We start from the raw sequence: 17,035 nt of genomic DNA on the forward strand, positions 1-17,035 counted from the left end.
GGAGAGCTTTTCTCCTTGCCGGATTCAACTTCAACAGCCAGATGCATTTTCACCAGCGCTTCGCCGATTTCTTTCTTCACCACGCGGGTTTCGCCCTGGGATACCGTAACCGGAAGCACCGGAAAGCCTGCGCTCGTGATTTTGCAGGAGCCAGCATTGAAACCGATGCTGATATCCCAAATCAGGCCGAGGCAGATGACCGCCTGGCGGAAGAACTTACTTACTGGGCGGACTAATCCATGACTAAATTCACCAATAAGCAGTTAACCGATCAGGCGCGTGAAGAGGTTGATTTCTGGCGCGAACGTGATGAGCTAATTCCGTCCCAGCAAACAGCTATACGCCTGCGCCTGGCTGAAATCGCGATGGCGGCATTGATGACACCGAAGCAGGAGCCGGTTGCTGATGTAGTAGCCTGGTCATCTCCGAGTGAGGAAAGGACCTGCGATATTCGCTGGCGCCGACATGATGTTAAGCCAGGTCCGTTATATACCGCCCCGCCAGCGCCGGTAGTTCCAGAAGAGGCCACGCCGGGAAGCATCGAAATTCTTGCCAGCATCCGTCCGCCCCACGGAGTAGCTTACCAGTGGGACGAAGAACAGAGACACGCCGCCGCTGATGCCTGGAATGCCTGCCGTGGTGCCATGGTGCAGGGTGCCGAGCCAATCCAGCATGATGAGTTGCCAGAGTGGCTTCAGCAGGCCCATAAGCTGGCTGAATTGCACGGTTGCAGTTTTGTTGTGTTCCGGCATGGCGAGGAGGCGCAGTGCGCTGACCCTACCAAGGTCATTATTTCATTCACGGACGAAGGTCTTGGACATCATTTAGCAGCATCGCAGCAGGAGGAGCCGCAAATAAAAAAGTAAACCGATGTGGTAGTTGTTGTGACTGGTTCCGCAATGGTTGCGGGACCTGTATTTTCAAAGAATGACCGGGTGCAGCCGGTAAAGTGGAGAATAAGCCATGAAGCAAATGCTCACGCTTGAGGAATGGGCAGCAGACAAATACCGGAGCAGTCCACCGGCATTGAATACTTTGCGCCGATACGCTAAACAAAATCTATTTTCTCCACCAGCGATGAAACAGGGTCGCAAATGGCGAGTAAGGGAAGATGCAGAACTTGTAGGCGAATTGGCTAAACCAAATATCCGAAAGACTGACTCGCCAATACTTCAGAGGATTCTTGCTGATGGCAGCCCGACCACGTAAAAACAATGTTTCTATTCCGAATCTTTACCCTCTCTTCAGCAGAAAGGTGAATAAGGTTTACTGGCGGTACAAACACCCCGTTACTGGCAAGTTCCATGCGCTGGGAACCGATGAGGCAGAAGCTATAGCGATCGCTACTGAAGCTAATGCGCGCCTGGCGGAACAGAGAACCCGACAAATTCTGGCGATCAGCGACAGGATCGCCACTAGCAAAGGCAAAGCGATCACAGTATCCACTTGGCTGGATCGATACTGGAAGATTCAGGAAGAACGTCTGGCGACGGGCGACATCAAACTGAACACATTCAAACAGAAAACCAAACCGGTTTCATTGTTGCGAGAACGAGTCGGTATGAAGCTACTGCCATCTGTGGACGTTCGCGATATTGCCCAGCTGCTTGATGAGTACGTCACGGCTGGCCAGCCACGAATGGCCCAGGTAGTGCGGACAGTCTTTGTTGATATTTTTAAAGAAGCTCAGCATGCGGGTGAAGTTCCTCCTGGTTACGATCCAGCATCAGCGACCAAAAAGCCCCGCAGAAAAATTACCCGCCAGCGACTGAGCCTGGAGGAATGGCAGAAGATTTTCGAGATTGCGGACAGCAATCATCAATATATGGGAAATGCGATGCTTCTGGCCTTGGTAACAGGCCAGCGCCTCGGAGATATTTCGAATATGAAATTTAGCGATGTCTGGGATGATCACCTGCATGTGCTTCAGGAAAAAACAGGGAGCAAAATTGCCATCCCACTATCGCTTCGCCTGAACGCCATAAACTGGAGCCTGCGCGACATAATTTCACGCTGCCGAGATTATGCCGTTAGCCCCTATCTGGTTCATTTTTTCAGAGCTACTTCTCAAGCAGATCGTGGTGCCCAGGTTAAATCCAATACATTGACAACGAATTTCAGCAAGGCGCGCGATAAAGCTAAGATCCCGTTACAAGAAGGTAAGACCCCTTCCACTTTTCACGAGCAGCGATCTTTAGCGGAAAGATTATATAAAGCGCAAGGTGTAAACACGAAAGAACTCTTGGGACATAGGTCCCAGCAGCAGACCGATGGCTATCATGATGACCGCGGGAAGGACTGGACGACAATCGCGATATAGGATTTTGAGGTGGGGTTTTGATAACTTGTTTTGATAAACTTTTGATAACCGCTCGAAAGCTAATAATAAAAAACGGGAGCCAACAGGCTCCCGTTCTTAAATAACCCGGAAATCGGATTACATGTTCGCGATGATCGCGTCACCAAACTCTGAACATTTCAGCAGCTTAGCGCCTTCCATCAGACGTTCGAAATCGTAAGTTACGGTTTTGGCGTTAATCGCGCCTTCCATACCTTTAACGATCAGGTCTGCGGCTTCGAACCATTCCATGTGACGCAGCATCATTTCTGCGGACAGGATGATAGAGCCCGGGTTCACTTTGTCCTGACCAGCGTACTTAGGTGCAGTACCGTGGGTCGCTTCGAACAGAGCGCACTCGTCACCGATGTTCGCGCCTGGTGCGATACCGATACCGCCAACCTGCGCCGCCAGGGCGTCGGAGATGTAGTCACCGTTCAGGTTCATACAGGCGATAACGTCGTACTCAGCCGGACGCAGCAGGATCTGCTGCAGGAACGCATCGGCGATCACATCTTTAATGATGATCTCTTTGCCGGTGTTCGGGTTCTTGATCTTCTGCCATGGGCCGCCGTCGATCAGTTCACCACCGAACTCTTCCGTCGCCAACTGGTAGCCCCAGTCTTTGAAGGAACCTTCGGTGAACTTCATGATATTGCCTTTGTGAACGATGGTCACAGAGTCACGGTCGTTGGTGATGGCATAGTCAATCGCTGCACGAACCAGGCGTTTAGTCCCTTCTTCGGAGCACGGTTTGATACCGATACCGCAATGTTCAGGGAAGCGAATTTTCTTCACGCCCATCTCTTCGCGCAGGAACTTGATCACTTTTTCCGCATCGGCAGAGTCGGCTTTCCACTCAATACCCGCGTAGATATCTTCGGAGTTCTCACGGAAGATAACCATGTCGGTCAGTTCTGGGTGTTTAACCGGGCTTGGGGTGCCCTGGTAGTAACGCACCGGACGCAGGCACACGTACAGGTCGAGTTCCTGACGCAGTGCAACGTTCAGAGAGCGAATACCGCCACCGACTGGGGTAGTCAGCGGGCCTTTGATGGCAACGCGGTAGTCACGAATCAGATCCAGCGTCTCAGCTGGCAGCCAGACGTCCTGGCCATAAACGTGGGTAGATTTTTCACCGGTGTAAATTTCCATCCAGGAAATTTTACGCTCGCCTTTGTAGGCTTTCTCAACAGCGGCATCCACCACTTTCAGCATCGCTGGGGTTACGTCAACGCCGATACCGTCACCTTCGATGAACGGGATAATCGGATTGTGTGGAACGTTCAGCTTACCGTCTTGCAGGGTGATCTTTTTACCTTCCGCCGGAACAACTACTTTGCTTTCCATTAACCTCTCCTTCGAGCGCTTCTGGTTGTTACTGATCTTATGTTAATAATTTGTAATGAGCCTATCGATAGTACCTGAATGTCTGGCGCCATGAAAGGCATTCGTTATTAGGCTATAATGCGGCAATTGATAACGTCTGAAAATACCATGCAGAAAACTTCTTTTAGAAATCACCGGGTTGAACGATTCAGCACACGACAAGCCGTCAGGCCGCGCAAGCAACGCGAGCCGACACGCGTCATATTGTTCAATAAACCTTATGATGTGCTGCCGCAATTTACCGACGAAGCCGGGCGCAGCACGTTGAAAGATTACATTCCCGTTCAGGGTGTCTATGCCGCGGGCCGACTCGATCGCGACAGCGAAGGGCTAATGGTGCTCACCAACAATGGCGAACTGCAAGCGAAGCTCACGCAGCCCGGGAAACGCACCGGCAAAATCTACTATGTTCAGGTTGAAGGCATCCCGGACGACGAGGCGCTGGCGGCATTGCGTAACGGCGTCACGCTGAACGACGGCCCTACCCTGCCCGCAGGCATTGAGCTGGTCAGTGAACCTGAATGGCTCTGGCCGCGCAATCCCCCTATCCGCGAGCGCAAATCGATTCCCGTTTCGTGGATCAAAGTCACCCTTTATGAAGGCCGCAACCGCCAGGTGCGTCGTATGACGGCCCATGTCGGGCATCCAACCTTACGCCTGATACGCTACGCGATGGGCAGTTACACGCTGGATTCTCTCGCCAACGGTGAGTGGCGGGACGTTACCGAACAAGGAGAGCATCATGTTTAAGCCGCATGTCACGGTGGCCACCATTGTCCACGCCCAGGGTAAATTTTTAGTGGTGGAAGAGACCATCAACGGTAAAGCGCTGTGGAATCAGCCTGCGGGTCATCTGGAAGCCGACGAGACGCTGGTCCAGGCCGCAAAACGCGAGCTTTGGGAAGAGACCGGCATTCATGCCGAACCGCAACACTTCATCCGATTACATCAGTGGATCGCGCCGGATAAAACGCCGTTTTTGCGCTTCCTGTTTGCCATTGAGCTTAGCGAAACGTGCGCCACTGAGCCACACGACAGCGATATCGATCGCTGCCTGTGGGTGGATGCCGACACCATTCTGAGCGCGACCAACCTGCGGTCACCACTGGTGGCGGAGAGCATTCGCAGTTATCTCACCGGCAATCGTCTGCCGCTGGAGACGATTGGGGAATTTAACTGGCCGTTTACAGAGGGTGTCAATGCCGGGGGCGCGTGATAGAATACGCCGCCTTGAAGTTCAATGTCGTGAGTATTCCAATGTCTGAAAGCCAAAAAAAAGTGATCGTCGGCATGTCCGGCGGCGTCGATTCTTCCGTATCAGCCTGGCTCCTGCTGCAACAGGGCTATAAGGTTGAAGGCCTGTTCATGAAGAACTGGGAAGAGGACGATGGCGAGGAATACTGTACCGCGGCGGAAGATCTGGCTGATGCGCAGGCGGTCTGCGACAAGCTCGGCATTGAACTGCACACCGTCAACTTTGCCGCAGAGTACTGGGATAACGTGTTCGAGCATTTCCTGGCTGAATACAAGGCCGGCCGCACGCCAAACCCGGATATTCTGTGCAACAAAGAGATCAAATTTAAAGCCTTCCTCGAATTCGCCGCTGAAGATCTGGGCGCTGACTACATCGCTACCGGCCACTACGTGCGCCGCGCTGATGTCGACGGCAAAAGCCAGCTGCTGCGCGGCCTCGACGGCAACAAAGATCAGAGTTACTTCCTTTATACCCTCGGCCACGAACAGATTGCCCAAAGCCTGTTCCCGGTTGGCGAGCTGGAAAAACCGGAAGTGCGTAAAATCGCTGAAGAGCTGGATCTGATCACCGCGAAGAAAAAAGACTCTACCGGAATCTGCTTTATCGGTGAGCGCAAATTCCGTGAGTTCCTTGGCCGCTATCTGCCTGCCCAGCCGGGCAATATCGTTACCGTGGATGGCGATGTCATTGGCGAGCACCAGGGACTGATGTACCACACCTTAGGCCAGCGTAAAGGGCTGGGGATCGGCGGCACCAAAGAGGGTAGCGAAGATCCGTGGTACGTTGTTGATAAAGACGTTGAAAATAACATTCTGATTGTGGCTCAGGGCCATGACCATCCGCGTCTGATGTCCATCGGCCTGATTGCGCAACAGCTGCACTGGGTTGACCGTGAGCCGCTGAAAGGCACGCTGCGCTGCACGGTGAAAACCCGTTACCGTCAGACCGATATTCCCTGCACCATTACCGCGCTGGACGACGAACGCATTGACGTGCGCTTTGACGAGCCGGTTTCTGCCGTAACGCCGGGCCAGTCTGCCGTCTTCTACAGCGGCGAGATCTGCCTTGGCGGCGGTATTATTGAACAACGCCTGCCGCTGACTGCGGTTTAATACGATTACACACAGAAAGGAGCCAGTGTGGCGAAGAACTTTTATGACATCACCCTGGCACTGGCGGGAATTTGCCAGTCTGCCCGTCTGGTGCAACAGCTGGCACATCAGGGTCACTGTGATGCTGATGCCCTGCACGTTTCGCTCAACAGCGTCGTGGATTTGAACCCCAGTTCAACCCTCGGCGTCTTTGGTGGTAGCGAAGCGAATCTTCGCCTCGGTCTGGAAACCTTACTCGGAGTGTTAAATGCCAGTAGCCGTCAGGGGCTGAACGCGGAACTGACGCGCTATACCCTTAGCATGATGGTGCTGGAGCGCAAACTGAACGCCGCCAAAGGGGCCATGGACACCCTGGGCGATCGCATTTCAGGCCTTCAGCGTCAGCTTGATCATTTCGATTTGCAGTCAGAGACGTTACTCAGCGCCATGGCCGGTATTTATGTGGATGTTATCAGTCCACTGGGGCCGCGGATCCAGGTCACCGGATCCCCTGCCGTCCTGCAAAGCCCGCAGGTACAGGCCAAAGTGCGCGCCTCACTGCTGGCCGGTATTCGTGCCGCGGTACTGTGGCAACAGGTTGGCGGTGGCCGCCTGCAGTTAATGTTTTATCGTAATCGCCTGACGACTCAGGCAAAACAAATTCTTGCTCATTGTTAACCTCCCGGAGTTGCGAATTATGGAATTATCCTCACTGACCGCCGTTTCCCCTGTCGATGGACGCTACGGCGATAAAGTCAGCGCGCTGCGCGGGATCTTCAGCGAATATGGTCTGCTGAAATTCCGTGTACAAGTTGAAGTACGCTGGCTGCAAAAGCTGGCTGCACAGGCAGCGATCGCGGAAGTTCCTGCTTTTGACAGCCAGGCAAACGATTACCTTGATAAAATCGTGGCAGAATTCAATGAAGAAGACGCCGCGCGTATCAAAACCATCGAGCGCACCACCAACCACGACGTGAAAGCGGTTGAGTATTTCCTGAAAGAGAAAGTGGCCAACGTCCCGGCGCTGCACGCGGTATCTGAATTTATTCACTTCGCCTGTACTTCAGAAGATATCAACAACCTCTCCCATGCGCTGATGCTCTCTACCGCACGTCAGGAAGTGGTCCTGCCGTACTGGCGCAAAATCATCGACGCGGTAAAAGCCCTGGCGGTGGAGTATCGCGATATTCCGCTGCTCTCCCGTACTCACGGTCAGCCAGCCACCCCGTCCACCATCGGTAAAGAGATGGCTAACGTCGCCTACCGTATGGAGCGTCAGTACCGCCAGCTGGAGCAGGTGGAGATCCTCGGCAAAATTAACGGTGCCGTCGGTAACTACAACGCGCACATGGTTGCCTACCCGGAAGTGGACTGGCACCAGTTCAGCGAGGAGTTTGTCACCTCTCTGGGCATCCAGTGGAACCCGTACACCACCCAGATCGAACCGCACGACTATATCGCCGAGCTGTTTGACTGCATCGCGCGTTTCAACACCATCCTGATCGACTTCGACCGTGATGTGTGGGGCTACATCGCCCTGAACCACTTCAAGCAGAAGACCATCGCGGGTGAAATCGGCTCGTCCACCATGCCGCATAAGGTTAACCCAATCGACTTCGAAAACTCCGAAGGCAACCTGGGTCTGGCGAACGCCATGCTGCAACACATGGCCAGCAAACTGCCGGTTTCCCGCTGGCAGCGCGACCTGACGGACTCCACCGTGCTGCGTAACCTCGGCGTGGGCATTGGCTACGCGCTGATCGCGTATCAGTCGACCCTGAAAGGCGTAAGCAAGTTGGAAGTGAACCGCGAGCGCCTGCTCGACGAGCTGGATCACAACTGGGAAGTGCTGGCAGAGCCGATCCAGACCGTGATGCGTCGCTATGGTATCGAGAAACCGTACGAGAAACTGAAAGAGCTGACCCGCGGTAAGCGCGTGGATGCCGAAGGCATGAAACAGTTTATCGACGGTCTGGAACTGCCAGAAGACGAGAAAACCCGCCTGAAAGCGATGACCCCGGCCAACTACATCGGTCGCGCCATTGCGATGGTTGATGAGCTGAAATAATGCTTTTTGCCCTCTTTCCACCCGGAAAGAGGGTTGCTTCCCCTCCGGTTTACGAAATGTTTATCCCCGCCGCAACATAATCAGCGTTAAACTATTCTGACCATTCATATTAGGGAGAAGCGATGATGCGCGTACTGGTTGTTGAGGATAATGCGTTGCTACGTCATCACCTGAAGGTTCAGCTTCAGGAAATGGGGCATCAGGTGGACGATGCCGAAGATGCAAAAGAAGCCGATTACTATCTCAATGAACACCTGCCCGATATCGCCATCGTTGACCTGGGTCTGCCCGATGAAGATGGCCTGTCGCTGATCCGCCGCTGGCGCAGCCACGATGTGTCACTACCGGTGCTGGTCCTGACCGCCCGCGAAGGCTGGCAGGATAAGGTTGAAGTCCTGAGTGCCGGGGCAGATGACTACGTCACCAAACCCTTTCATATCGAAGAAGTCGCCGCCCGCATGCAGGCATTGATGCGTCGCAACAGCGGTCTGGCTTCGCAGGTGATCTCCATTCCGCCGTTTCAGGTCGATCTCTCCCGCCGGGAACTCGCTATCCATGACGAGGTGATTAAGCTTACCGCCTTTGAATACACCATCATGGAGACGTTGATCCGCAACAGCGGCAAAGTGGTAAGCAAAGATTCGTTGATGCTCCAGCTCTATCCCGACGCGGAGCTGCGTGAAAGCCACACCATTGATGTTCTGATGGGTCGCCTGCGCAAGAAAATCCAGGCGCAGTACCCGGAGGATGTCATCACCACCGTGCGCGGTCAGGGCTACCTGTTCGAATTACGCTAAATGAAAAAACTCTTTCGTCACTTTCTGCCTCTGTCGCTGCGCTTTCGTTTTCTGCTGGCGACAGCGGTAGTGGTGCTGGTGCTCTCGCTGGCCTACGGGATGGTCGCGCTGGTGGGCTACAGCGTCAGTTTCGACAAAACTACCTTCCGCCTGCTGCGCGGGGAGAGCAATCTGTTCTATACCCTCGCGAAATGGGAAGACAACAAAATCAGCATCGATATGCCGGAACATTTGGATCACCAGAGTCCAACCATGTCGCTGATTTACAATGAAAAAGGCAAGCTGCTGTGGGCGCAGCGCGATGTACCCTGGCTGATTAACAGCATCCGCCCGGAGTGGTTAAAGGCCAATGGTTTTCATGAGCTGGAGGCGGATGTGGATGCCACCAGCGCGCTGGTGGGTAACGATCGGAACATGCAGAAAGAGCTGGCTGAGATCCGCGAGGATGACGATAACAGTGAGCTGACCCACTCGGTAGCAGTCAATATTTATCCCGCTACCATCACCATGCCGCAGCTGACGATTGTGGTTATCGACACTATTCCGGTCGAGCTGAAACGCTCTTATATGGTGTGGAACTGGTTTGTGTATGTGCTGGCCGCCAACCTGCTACTGGTGATCCCTCTTCTGTGGCTGGCCGCCTGGTGGAGCCTGCGACCCATTGAGTCACTGGCGAAAGAGGTGCGTGAGCTGGAAGAGCATCATCGCGAGAATCTCGACCCGAACACCACGCGGGAGCTGACCAGCCTGGTGAGCAACCTGAACCGGCTGCTGAAAAGCGAGCGTGAGCGTTACGACAAATACCGTACCACCCTGACCGATCTGACGCACAGCCTGAAAACCCCGCTGGCGGTGATGCAAAGCACAATGCGATCCCTGCGCAGCGCGAAGCTCAGCGCCGATGAGGCAGAACCGGTGATGCTGGAGCAGATCAGCCGTATCTCACAGCAGATAGGTTACTACCTGCATCGCGCCAGTATGCGTACTGGCAGTACCCTGCTGAGCCGGGAGCTGCACCCCGTCGCCCCACTGCTGGACAGCCTGACCTCGGCTCTGAATAAGGTCTATCAGCGCAAGGGGGTGAACATTACTCTCGATATCTCGCCTGAAATCAGCTTCGTGGGCGAAAAGAATGACTTTATGGAAGTAATGGGCAATCTGCTCGATAACGCCTGTAAATACTGCCTGGAGTTCGTCGAAGTCTCTGCCCGTCAGGGTGAAGACCAGCTGCACATTATTGTGGAGGACGACGGCCCTGGGATCCCGCAGGGCAAACGCGACCAGGTCTTCGATCGTGGGCAGCGTGCCGACACCTTACGCCCTGGTCAGGGGGTTGGTCTGTCGGTTGCGCGCGATATTGTTGAGCAGTACGGCGGCCGGATCGATACGGGCGACAGTCTGCTGGGCGGCGCGCGGATGGAAGCCATTTTTGCCCGCCAGCACCTGATAAGCGACGAGAGTTAAGCCTTCGGGTGAAAAAAGCGTGATTCTCCCACGCAGCCCGCCAAGCTTCCGTTATAATCCGTGTCAGTAAAAGCCTGCGGAATATAAATATGGATTATCAATTAGCCCTTAACTGGCCCGACTTTATCGAACGTTACTGGCAAAAACGCCCGGTGGTTCTGAAACGCGGCATCACCAATTTCGTCGATCCCATCTCTCCCGATGAACTGGCCGGCCTGGCCATGGAGAGCGAAGTCGACAGCCGCCTCGTCAGCCATAACGAAGGGAAATGGCAGGTCAGCCACGGTCCGTTTGAAAGCTTCGATCATCTGGGCGAGAACAACTGGTCCCTGCTGGTGCAGGCGGTCAACCACTGGCACCAGCCTGCCGCAGCCCTGATGCAGCCGTTCCGCGCCCTGCCCGACTGGCGGATGGACGATCTGATGATCTCCTTCTCCGTGCCAGGAGGCGGCGTTGGTCCGCATCTGGATCAGTACGACGTATTTATCATCCAGGGCACCGGCCGTCGCCGCTGGCGCGTGGGTGAAAAGGTGCCGATGAAACAACACTGCCCGCACCCGGACCTGCTGCAGGTCGATCCTTTTGTCGGCATTATCGACGAAGAGCTGGAGCCGGGCGATATTCTCTATATCCCGCCAGGCTTCCCTCACGAGGGTTACTCCCTCGAGAACTCGATGAACTATTCGGTGGGCTTCCGCGCTCCAAGTGGCCGCGAGATGATCAGCGGGTTTGCCGATTACGTTCTGCAGCGCGAGCTGGGCAGCCATCGCTTCAGCGACCCGGATGTGCCATCGCGTGAGCATCCGGCAGATATCCTGCCCGAAGAGCTGGATAAACTGCGCGGCATGATGTTGGATCTGATCAACCAGCCGCAGCATTTCAATCAGTGGTTCGGGGAATTTATCAGTCAGTCCCGTCACGAGCTGGACGTCTCTCTGCCGGAGCCGCCGTATCAGCCAGATGAGATTTACGATGCGCTGCAACAGGGCGACAAGCTGGTACGTCTGGGTGGCTTGCGCGTGTTACGTATTGGCGAAGAAGTGTATGTCAACGGCGAACAGCTGGATTCCCCACACCGTCCTGCGCTGGAAGCGCTGGCGAGCCACACGGTGCTGACGGCCAACACGTTCGGTGAAGCACTGGAAGATCCGTCGTTCCTCGCTATGCTGGCGGCGCTGGTCAACAGCGGATACTGGTTCTTCGAAGACTGAGTTGAGTTGCCCGGTGGCGCTGCGCTAACCGGGCCTGCAAAACCGTAAGCCGGGTATGGCATCGCTGCCACCCGGCTTTTTTTATCGGCGCGTCCTGGCGCCACAGGGTTACTGCTGTTTCGCCGTTAGCTCGGCGATCCGCACAATCACCTGTACCGCTTTCTCCATTCCCTCAAGGGTCACGAACTCATGCTTGCCGTGATAGTTGTAGCCACCGGTGAACAGATTCGGGCACGGCAATCCCATAAAGGAGAGCTGTGCGCCGTCGGTGCCGCCACGGATGGGTTTGAGCTGCGGTTCGACGCCACAGTCGCGCATCGCCTGCTGCGCCACCTCAAGAATGTACGGATGCTCGATCACCTTTTCATGCATATTGTAATAGCTGTCCTCAATGATCAGCTCAATGTAGCAATCCGGGTGTAGCCCTTTGCCCACCTTTTTGGCGATGTCCATCATCCTGCGTTTGCGCGCTTCAAAGCCGTCGCGGTTAAAATCGCGGATGATGTAGTGCATGTCCGCGCGATCGACCGTTCCTTTGATGCTGGTGAGGTGGTAGAACCCCTCATAGCCTTCGGTTTGTTCCGGGCTTTCATCTGCCGGGACTTCGGCATGAATACGGGCCGCCAGCGACAGCGCATTCACCATCACCCCTTTCGCCGTGCCCGGGTGGACGTTGTTGCCAACGATGCGGATATTGACCGACGCCGCATTGAAGTTTTCAAACTCCAGTTCGCCCACGCCGCCACCGTCAACGGTATAGGCCCAGCGGGCATCGAACGCTTCAACGTCGAAATGCTTCGCGCCTTTGCCGACCTCTTCATCCGGGGTAAAGGCCACGCGAATATCACCGTGCGGTACATTGTTGTGCTTCAGTACCGCCAGCGCGGTCATGATCTCGGCCACGCCGGCTTTATCATCGGCACCGAGCAGCGTTTTGCCGTCGGTGGTGATGAGCGTCTGCCCGAGCAGCTGGTGTAGCACCGGGAACATCACCGGGGAGAGCACTTCGTCGCCAACCCCCAGCGCAATATCGCCGCCGCGATAGTTCTCAACAATCTGCGGATTTACGTTTTTACCGCTAAAATCCGGTGAGGTATCAACATGGGAAATAAAACCAATCGCCGGAATATCACCGCTGACACTGGCGGGAAGCGTCCCCATCACCGTCCCTTTTTCACTTAACGTGACGTTGACCAGACCTAACTCTTCCAGTTGCGCCTTTAACAGGTGTAACAGTTTCCATTGTCCTTCGGTGCTCGGCACCTGGCGGACACCCGGTTTAGATTGGGTATCCAGCGATACGTACTGTAAAAAACGCTCAAGCAATTTATCCATGCAGTCACCCTCACTTTTTGTGACAACATTATCAGTAAGCATCAAAACCCAAATATTGCGTCAGGTCACTTTTATCCCGTTAACGAGAGTTTTTCCGTTTTGTCGCAGCTATCGCTAATAAATGTAGCTTATCAATGGGTAACAAGGATTGGCGATTACGGAGTATTCCCGTAGAATGTCCGCCCTCATTACGTTTCACCAAGGTGGCTAACCACAAACCCCGCTGCGATAAGTATCTGCAGCGTCGATATGGGACTGAATCAAAAATTGAATAAACAACCAGCTTCACTGTCACCGTTGGTGCAACTGGCCGGAATTGGTAAAAGCTTTGACGGAAAAACCGTCATTTCCGACCTCGATTTAACGATCAACAACGGCGAGTTTCTTACGCTGCTTGGCCCGTCGGGCTGCGGTAAAACGACAGTGCTTCGCCTTATCGCCGGGCTGGACAACGTCGATCATGGTTACATCCATCTTGAAGATCAGGACATCACTCAGGTTCCTGCTGAACATCGTCACGTCAATACCGTCTTTCAAAGTTACGCCCTTTTCCCGCATATGACGGTTTTCGAAAACGTCGCCTTTGGCCTGCGGATGCAAAAAACCCCTGCCAGCGAAATTACGCCCCGCGTCACCGAGGCTCTGCGCATGGTGCAGCTGGAGACCTTCGCACAGCGTAAGCCACACCAGCTGTCGGGTGGACAGCAACAGCGCGTCGCCATCGCCCGTGCGGTGGTCAATAAGCCGCGCCTGCTGCTGCTGGATGAGTCGCTCTCCGCGCTGGATTACAAGCTGCGTAAGCAGATGCAGAACGAGTTAAAGGCGCTGCAGCGTAAGCTCGGGATCACCTTTGTCTTTGTCACCCACGATCAGGAAGAGGCCCTGACCATGTCGGATCGCATCGTGGTGATGCGCGACGGCAAAATCGAACAAGACGGCACGCCACGCGAGATCTACGAAGAGCCGAAAAACCTGTTTGTCGCCAGCTTTATTGGCGAAATCAATATCTTCAGTGCTACGGTTATTGAACGCCTCGACGACCAGCGGGTGCTGGCCAATGTCGAAGGCCGTGCCTGCAACATCTTCGTCAACTTTGCCGTAGAGCCAGGACAGCAGCTTAACGTTCTGTTGCGCCCGGAAGATCTGCGCGTCGATGAGATCCACGATGAGACCGAAGCCGAGGGCTTGATCGGCTATATCCGCGAGCGCAATTACAAAGGGATGACGCTGGAGTCGGTGGTCGAACTGGAAAACGGCAAGATGGTGATCGTCAGTGAGTTCTTTAACGAGGACGATCCTGATTTCGACCATTCGCTCAATCAGAAAATGGTCATTAACTGGGTAGAAAGCTGGGAGGTTGTGCTGGCTGATGAAGAACACAAGTAAGTTCCAGAATGTGGTGATCGCCACTATCGTCGGTTGGCTTGTGTTGTTTGTCTTTTTACCCAACCTGATGATCATTGCCACCAGCTTTTTGACCCGCGATGACGCCCATTTCGTCTCGCTGGTCTTTACGCTGGAAAACTACGCGCGCCTGCTCGATCCGCTCTATTTCCAGGTGCTGCTCCATTCACTCAATATGGCGGTCATCGCCACCCTGGCCTGCCTGGTGCTGGGCTATCCCTTCGCCTGGTTTCTGGCGAAGCTGCCGCAAAAGGTGCGCCCGCTGCTGCTGTTTCTGCTGATTGTGCCCTTCTGGACCAACTCGCTGATCCGCATTTATGGCCTGAAGATCTTCCTCAGCACCAAAGGTTACCTGAACGCCTTTCTGCTCTGGCTGGGGGTGATCGACACCCCGATCCGCATAATGTTTACCCCCGGGGCGGTGATTATTGGGCTGGTCTATATCCTGCTGCCGTTTATGGTGATGCCGCTCTACTCCAGTATCGAGAAGCTGGATAAACCCTTACTGGAAGCGGCGAGAGATCTGGGTGCCAGCAAACTGCAAACCTTTATCCGCATCATCATTCCGCTGACCATGCCGGGGATCATCGCCGGCTGCCTGTTGGTGATGCTGCCGGCGATGGGGCTGTTCTACGTCTCCGACCTGATGGGCGGGGCAAAGAACCTGCTGATTGGCAACGTTATCAAGAGCCAGTTCCTGAACATTCGCGACTGGCCGTTCGGCTCGGCCACCAGCATTACCCTGACGGTGGTCATGGGGCTGATGCTGCTGGTCTACTGGCGTGCTTCGCGCTTGCTTAACAATAAGGGTGAACTCGGATGATCGGTCGACTGCTCCGCGGCGGTTTTATGACCGCCATTTATGCGTATCTCTACATTCCGATCATTATTCTGATCGTCAACTCGTTTAACAGCTCGCGCTTTGGCATTAACTGGCAGGGGTTTACAACCCAGTGGTACAGCCTGCTGATGAATAACGACAGCCTGCTTCAGGCGGCGCAACACTCGCTGACCATGGCCATCATCTCGGCCACCTTCGCCACCCTGATTGGCTCCCTGACCGCGGTGGCGCTTTACCGCTACCGTTTTCGCGGTAAGCCCTTCGTCAGCGGGATGCTGTTTGTGGTGATGATGTCCCCGGACATCGTGATGGCCATTTCCCTGCTGGTGCTGTTTATGCTGCTGGGGGTGCAACTCGGCTTCTGGTCGCTGCTCTTCTCGCACATCACCTTCTGCCTGCCGTTTGTGGTAGTGACGGTCTACTCCCGTCTGAAAGGCTTTGATGTCAGGATGCTGGAAGCGGCAAAAGATTTGGGTGCCAGCGAAATGACTATCCTGCGCAAAATTATTCTGCCGCTGGCGATGCCCGCGGTGGCCGCGGGATGGCTGCTCAGCTTTACCCTGTCGATGGATGACGTGGTGGTTTCGTCGTTCGTCACCGGACCGAGCTATGAAATTCTGCCGTTGAAGATCTATTCAATGGTGAAAGTCGGCGTATCACCGGAGGTGAACGCGCTGGCGACCATTCTGTTGATGTTATCGCTGGTTCTGGTGATTGCCAGCCAGCTTGTTGCTCGTGATACAACAAAATCTCAGGGGACAGTGAAATGAAAAAAATGCTTGCCGCCGCGGCACTGGTGCTCGGAATGGGCGCTGCGCACGCAGACGACAGTAAAACGCTCTACTTCTACAACTGGACCGAGTATGTGCCGCCAGGCCTGCTGGAGCAGTTCACCAAAGAGACGGGCATCAAGGTTATCTATTCCACCTACGAGTCGAATGAAACCATGTATGCCAAGCTCAAAACCTATAAAGACGGCGCTTACGATCTGGTGGTTCCCTCGACCTATTTCGTCGACAAGATGCGCAAAGAGGGCATGATCCAGAAGATCGACAAAACGAAGCTAACCAATTTTTCAAACCTCGATCCTGAGATGCTCAACAAGCCGTTTGACCCGAATAATGACTACTCTATCCCCTACATCTGGGGCGCGACAGCAATCGGCATCAACAGCGAGGAAATGGATCCTAAAACGGTTACCCGCTGGGCAGACCTGTGGAAACCGGAATACAAAGGCGGTTTACTGCTGACCGACGACGCGCGCGAAGTGTTCCAGGTGGCGCTGCGTAAGCTGGGTTACTCCGGCAATACCACCGATCCGAAAGAGATCGAAGCGGCGTATCACGAGCTGCAAAAACTGATGCCAAACGTCGCGGCCTTCAACTCCGATAACCCGGCTAACCCGTATATGGAAGGGGAAGTTCACGTGGGGATGGTGTGGAACGGTTCGGCGTACGTGGCGCGTCAGGCCGGTACGCCGCTTGAGGTAGTGTGGCCTGAAGAGGGCGGCATCTTCTGGATGGACAGCCTCTCCATTCCGGCCAATGCCAAAAACGTGGACGGGGCGCTGAAGCTGATTAACTTCCTGCTGCGCCCGGATGTGGCGAAACAGGTGGCAGAAACCATCGGCTACCCGACGCCAAACCTGGCCGCCCGCAAGCTGCTTAGCCCGGCCGTGGCGAACGACAAATCGCTCTACCCGGATGCCGCAACCATCAGTAAAGGCGAGTGGCAGAATGATGTGGGCGATGCCAGCCGTCTGTATGAAGAGTATTACCAGAAGTTGAAGGCGGGTCGTTAATCCCCTGCGCCCTGATGCCCTCTCCCAAAGGGAGAGGGTGA

General features: G+C 54.7%; 18 protein-coding genes. 16 read left to right on the forward strand and 2 right to left on the reverse strand.

All coding sequences use genetic code 11. The features are described 5' to 3' along the window. From ACF8PE_RS19360 to ACF8PE_RS19375, 4 genes are all read left to right on the forward strand, one after another. Positions 1-236, forward strand: a 236-nt coding sequence (locus ACF8PE_RS19360) for a hypothetical protein (RefSeq protein ID WP_392495190.1), incomplete at its 5' end; no start/stop codon positions are given. A gap of 3 nt (positions 237-239) precedes the next feature. Then, complete coding sequence (locus ACF8PE_RS19365) at positions 240-866, forward strand: hypothetical protein (protein ID WP_392495191.1); 627 nt, start codon at positions 240-242, stop codon at positions 864-866. 97 nt (positions 867-963) lie between these two features. Then, positions 964-1,209, forward strand: coding sequence for an excisionase (locus tag ACF8PE_RS19370; protein WP_150870513.1), 246 nt, complete (start codon positions 964-966; stop codon positions 1,207-1,209). Continuing rightward, complete coding sequence (locus ACF8PE_RS19375) at positions 1,190-2,320, forward strand: phage integrase Arm DNA-binding domain-containing protein (protein ID WP_392495192.1); 1,131 nt, start codon at positions 1,190-1,192, stop codon at positions 2,318-2,320. The genes ACF8PE_RS19370 and ACF8PE_RS19375 overlap by 20 nt, the downstream gene beginning before the upstream one ends. A 117-nt stretch (positions 2,321-2,437) precedes the next feature. Here the strand turns inward: ACF8PE_RS19375 and icd are convergent, their stop codons facing one another. Then, positions 2,438-3,688 (reverse strand): NADP-dependent isocitrate dehydrogenase, encoded by a 1,251-nt coding sequence (icd, locus tag ACF8PE_RS19380; protein ID WP_077226812.1) that lies wholly within the window; start codon positions 3,686-3,688, stop codon positions 2,438-2,440. A gap of 117 nt (positions 3,689-3,805) precedes the next feature. On the opposite strand from icd, the gene rluE reads away from it, so the two are divergent. The 8 genes from rluE to ACF8PE_RS19420 all read left to right on the forward strand — a co-directional run bounded on the left by rluE (position 3,806) and on the right by ACF8PE_RS19420 (position 11,613). After that, positions 3,806-4,477: a 23S rRNA pseudouridine(2457) synthase RluE gene (gene rluE, locus ACF8PE_RS19385; RefSeq protein ID WP_392495193.1), complete on the forward strand. Its 672-nt coding sequence runs from the start codon at positions 3,806-3,808 to the stop codon at positions 4,475-4,477. Further along, positions 4,470-4,943 carry an NUDIX hydrolase gene (locus ACF8PE_RS19390; RefSeq protein ID WP_059308255.1) on the forward strand — a complete coding sequence of 158 codons (474 nt, stop codon included), beginning with the start codon at positions 4,470-4,472 and terminating at the stop codon, positions 4,941-4,943. Before rluE ends, ACF8PE_RS19390 begins: the two co-directional genes overlap by 8 nt. A gap of 41 nt (positions 4,944-4,984) precedes the next feature. Continuing rightward, entirely contained in the window at positions 4,985-6,094 is a 1,110-nt protein-coding gene (gene mnmA / locus ACF8PE_RS19395) for a tRNA 2-thiouridine(34) synthase MnmA (protein WP_059308256.1), read from the forward strand. A 27-nt stretch (positions 6,095-6,121) separates the two neighbouring features. Beyond that, entirely contained in the window at positions 6,122-6,751 is a 630-nt protein-coding gene (hflD, locus tag ACF8PE_RS19400; protein WP_032617590.1) for a high frequency lysogenization protein HflD, read from the forward strand. A gap of 19 nt (positions 6,752-6,770) precedes the next feature. Next, complete coding sequence (gene purB / locus ACF8PE_RS19405; RefSeq protein WP_032617589.1) at positions 6,771-8,141, forward strand: adenylosuccinate lyase; 1,371 nt, start codon at positions 6,771-6,773, stop codon at positions 8,139-8,141. Between the two features lie 125 nt (positions 8,142-8,266). After that, positions 8,267-8,938, forward strand: a complete 672-nt coding sequence (gene phoP, locus ACF8PE_RS19410; RefSeq protein ID WP_032617646.1) for a two-component system response regulator PhoP — start codon at positions 8,267-8,269, stop codon at positions 8,936-8,938. After that, the gene (gene phoQ / locus ACF8PE_RS19415) at positions 8,939-10,402 is read left to right on the forward strand and encodes a two-component system sensor histidine kinase PhoQ (protein ID WP_032617588.1); all 1,464 of its coding nucleotides are present in this window, start codon (positions 8,939-8,941) and stop codon (positions 10,400-10,402) included. It begins immediately after the preceding gene. Positions 10,403-10,491: 89 nt separating this feature from the next. Beyond that, complete coding sequence (locus tag ACF8PE_RS19420) at positions 10,492-11,613, forward strand: cupin domain-containing protein (RefSeq protein WP_032617587.1); 1,122 nt, start codon at positions 10,492-10,494, stop codon at positions 11,611-11,613. Positions 11,614-11,721: 108 nt separating this feature from the next. Here ACF8PE_RS19420 and pepT read toward each other — a convergent pair whose 3' ends face one another. Then, the gene (gene pepT, locus ACF8PE_RS19425; RefSeq protein ID WP_032617586.1) at positions 11,722-12,948 is read right to left on the reverse strand and encodes a peptidase T; all 1,227 of its coding nucleotides are present in this window, start codon (positions 12,946-12,948) and stop codon (positions 11,722-11,724) included. Positions 12,949-13,197: 249 nt separating this feature from the next. Between pepT and potA the strand changes: the two genes are divergently transcribed. From potA to potD, 4 genes are read left to right on the forward strand one after another with little or no spacing between them, the layout of a single operon-like run. Continuing rightward, positions 13,198-14,334 carry a spermidine/putrescine ABC transporter ATP-binding protein PotA gene (gene potA / locus ACF8PE_RS19430; protein WP_392495194.1) on the forward strand — a complete coding sequence of 379 codons (1,137 nt, stop codon included), beginning with the start codon at positions 13,198-13,200 and terminating at the stop codon, positions 14,332-14,334. Continuing rightward, positions 14,318-15,175, forward strand: a complete 858-nt coding sequence (gene potB, locus ACF8PE_RS19435; RefSeq protein WP_059308258.1) for a spermidine/putrescine ABC transporter permease PotB — start codon at positions 14,318-14,320, stop codon at positions 15,173-15,175. The genes potA and potB overlap by 17 nt, the downstream gene beginning before the upstream one ends. After that, on the forward strand, positions 15,172-15,963 hold the full coding sequence (gene potC / locus ACF8PE_RS19440; RefSeq protein WP_059308259.1) for a spermidine/putrescine ABC transporter permease PotC: 792 nt from the start codon (positions 15,172-15,174) through the stop codon (positions 15,961-15,963). The genes potB and potC overlap by 4 nt, the downstream gene beginning before the upstream one ends. Further along, complete coding sequence (potD, locus tag ACF8PE_RS19445) at positions 15,960-16,994, forward strand: spermidine/putrescine ABC transporter substrate-binding protein PotD (RefSeq protein ID WP_392495195.1); 1,035 nt, start codon at positions 15,960-15,962, stop codon at positions 16,992-16,994. The genes potC and potD overlap by 4 nt, the downstream gene beginning before the upstream one ends. Positions 16,995-17,035: the final 41 nt, after the last annotated feature.

It is taken from the genome of Leclercia sp. GLN_9 (assembly GCF_043105735.1).
Taxonomy (GTDB): Bacteria; Pseudomonadota; Gammaproteobacteria; order Enterobacterales; family Enterobacteriaceae; genus Enterobacter; species Enterobacter adecarboxylatus.

Coding starts and splice junctions, on each gene's coding strand:
- potA (WP_392495194.1), top strand. CDS start 13,198: ATGGGACTGAATCAAAAATTGAATAAACAACCAGCTTCACTGTCACCG.
- ACF8PE_RS19390 (WP_059308255.1), top strand. CDS start 4,470: ATGTTTAAGCCGCATGTCACGGTGGCCACCATTGTCCACGCCCAGGGT.
- mnmA (WP_059308256.1), top strand. CDS start 4,985: ATGTCTGAAAGCCAAAAAAAAGTGATCGTCGGCATGTCCGGCGGCGTC.
- ACF8PE_RS19420 (WP_032617587.1), top strand. CDS start 10,492: ATGGATTATCAATTAGCCCTTAACTGGCCCGACTTTATCGAACGTTAC.
- ACF8PE_RS19370 (WP_150870513.1), top strand. CDS start 964: ATGAAGCAAATGCTCACGCTTGAGGAATGGGCAGCAGACAAATACCGG.
- phoP (WP_032617646.1), top strand. CDS start 8,267: ATGCGCGTACTGGTTGTTGAGGATAATGCGTTGCTACGTCATCACCTG.
- phoQ (WP_032617588.1), top strand. CDS start 8,939: ATGAAAAAACTCTTTCGTCACTTTCTGCCTCTGTCGCTGCGCTTTCGT.
- pepT (WP_032617586.1), bottom strand. CDS start 12,948: ATGGATAAATTGCTTGAGCGTTTTTTACAGTACGTATCGCTGGATACC.
- potC (WP_059308259.1), top strand. CDS start 15,172: ATGATCGGTCGACTGCTCCGCGGCGGTTTTATGACCGCCATTTATGCG.
- icd (WP_077226812.1), bottom strand. CDS start 3,688: ATGGAAAGCAAAGTAGTTGTTCCGGCGGAAGGTAAAAAGATCACCCTG.
- potD (WP_392495195.1), top strand. CDS start 15,960: ATGAAAAAAATGCTTGCCGCCGCGGCACTGGTGCTCGGAATGGGCGCT.
- rluE (WP_392495193.1), top strand. CDS start 3,806: ATGCGGCAATTGATAACGTCTGAAAATACCATGCAGAAAACTTCTTTT.
- ACF8PE_RS19365 (WP_392495191.1), top strand. CDS start 240: ATGACTAAATTCACCAATAAGCAGTTAACCGATCAGGCGCGTGAAGAG.
- ACF8PE_RS19375 (WP_392495192.1), top strand. CDS start 1,190: ATGGCAGCCCGACCACGTAAAAACAATGTTTCTATTCCGAATCTTTAC.
- potB (WP_059308258.1), top strand. CDS start 14,318: ATGAAGAACACAAGTAAGTTCCAGAATGTGGTGATCGCCACTATCGTC.
- purB (WP_032617589.1), top strand. CDS start 6,771: ATGGAATTATCCTCACTGACCGCCGTTTCCCCTGTCGATGGACGCTAC.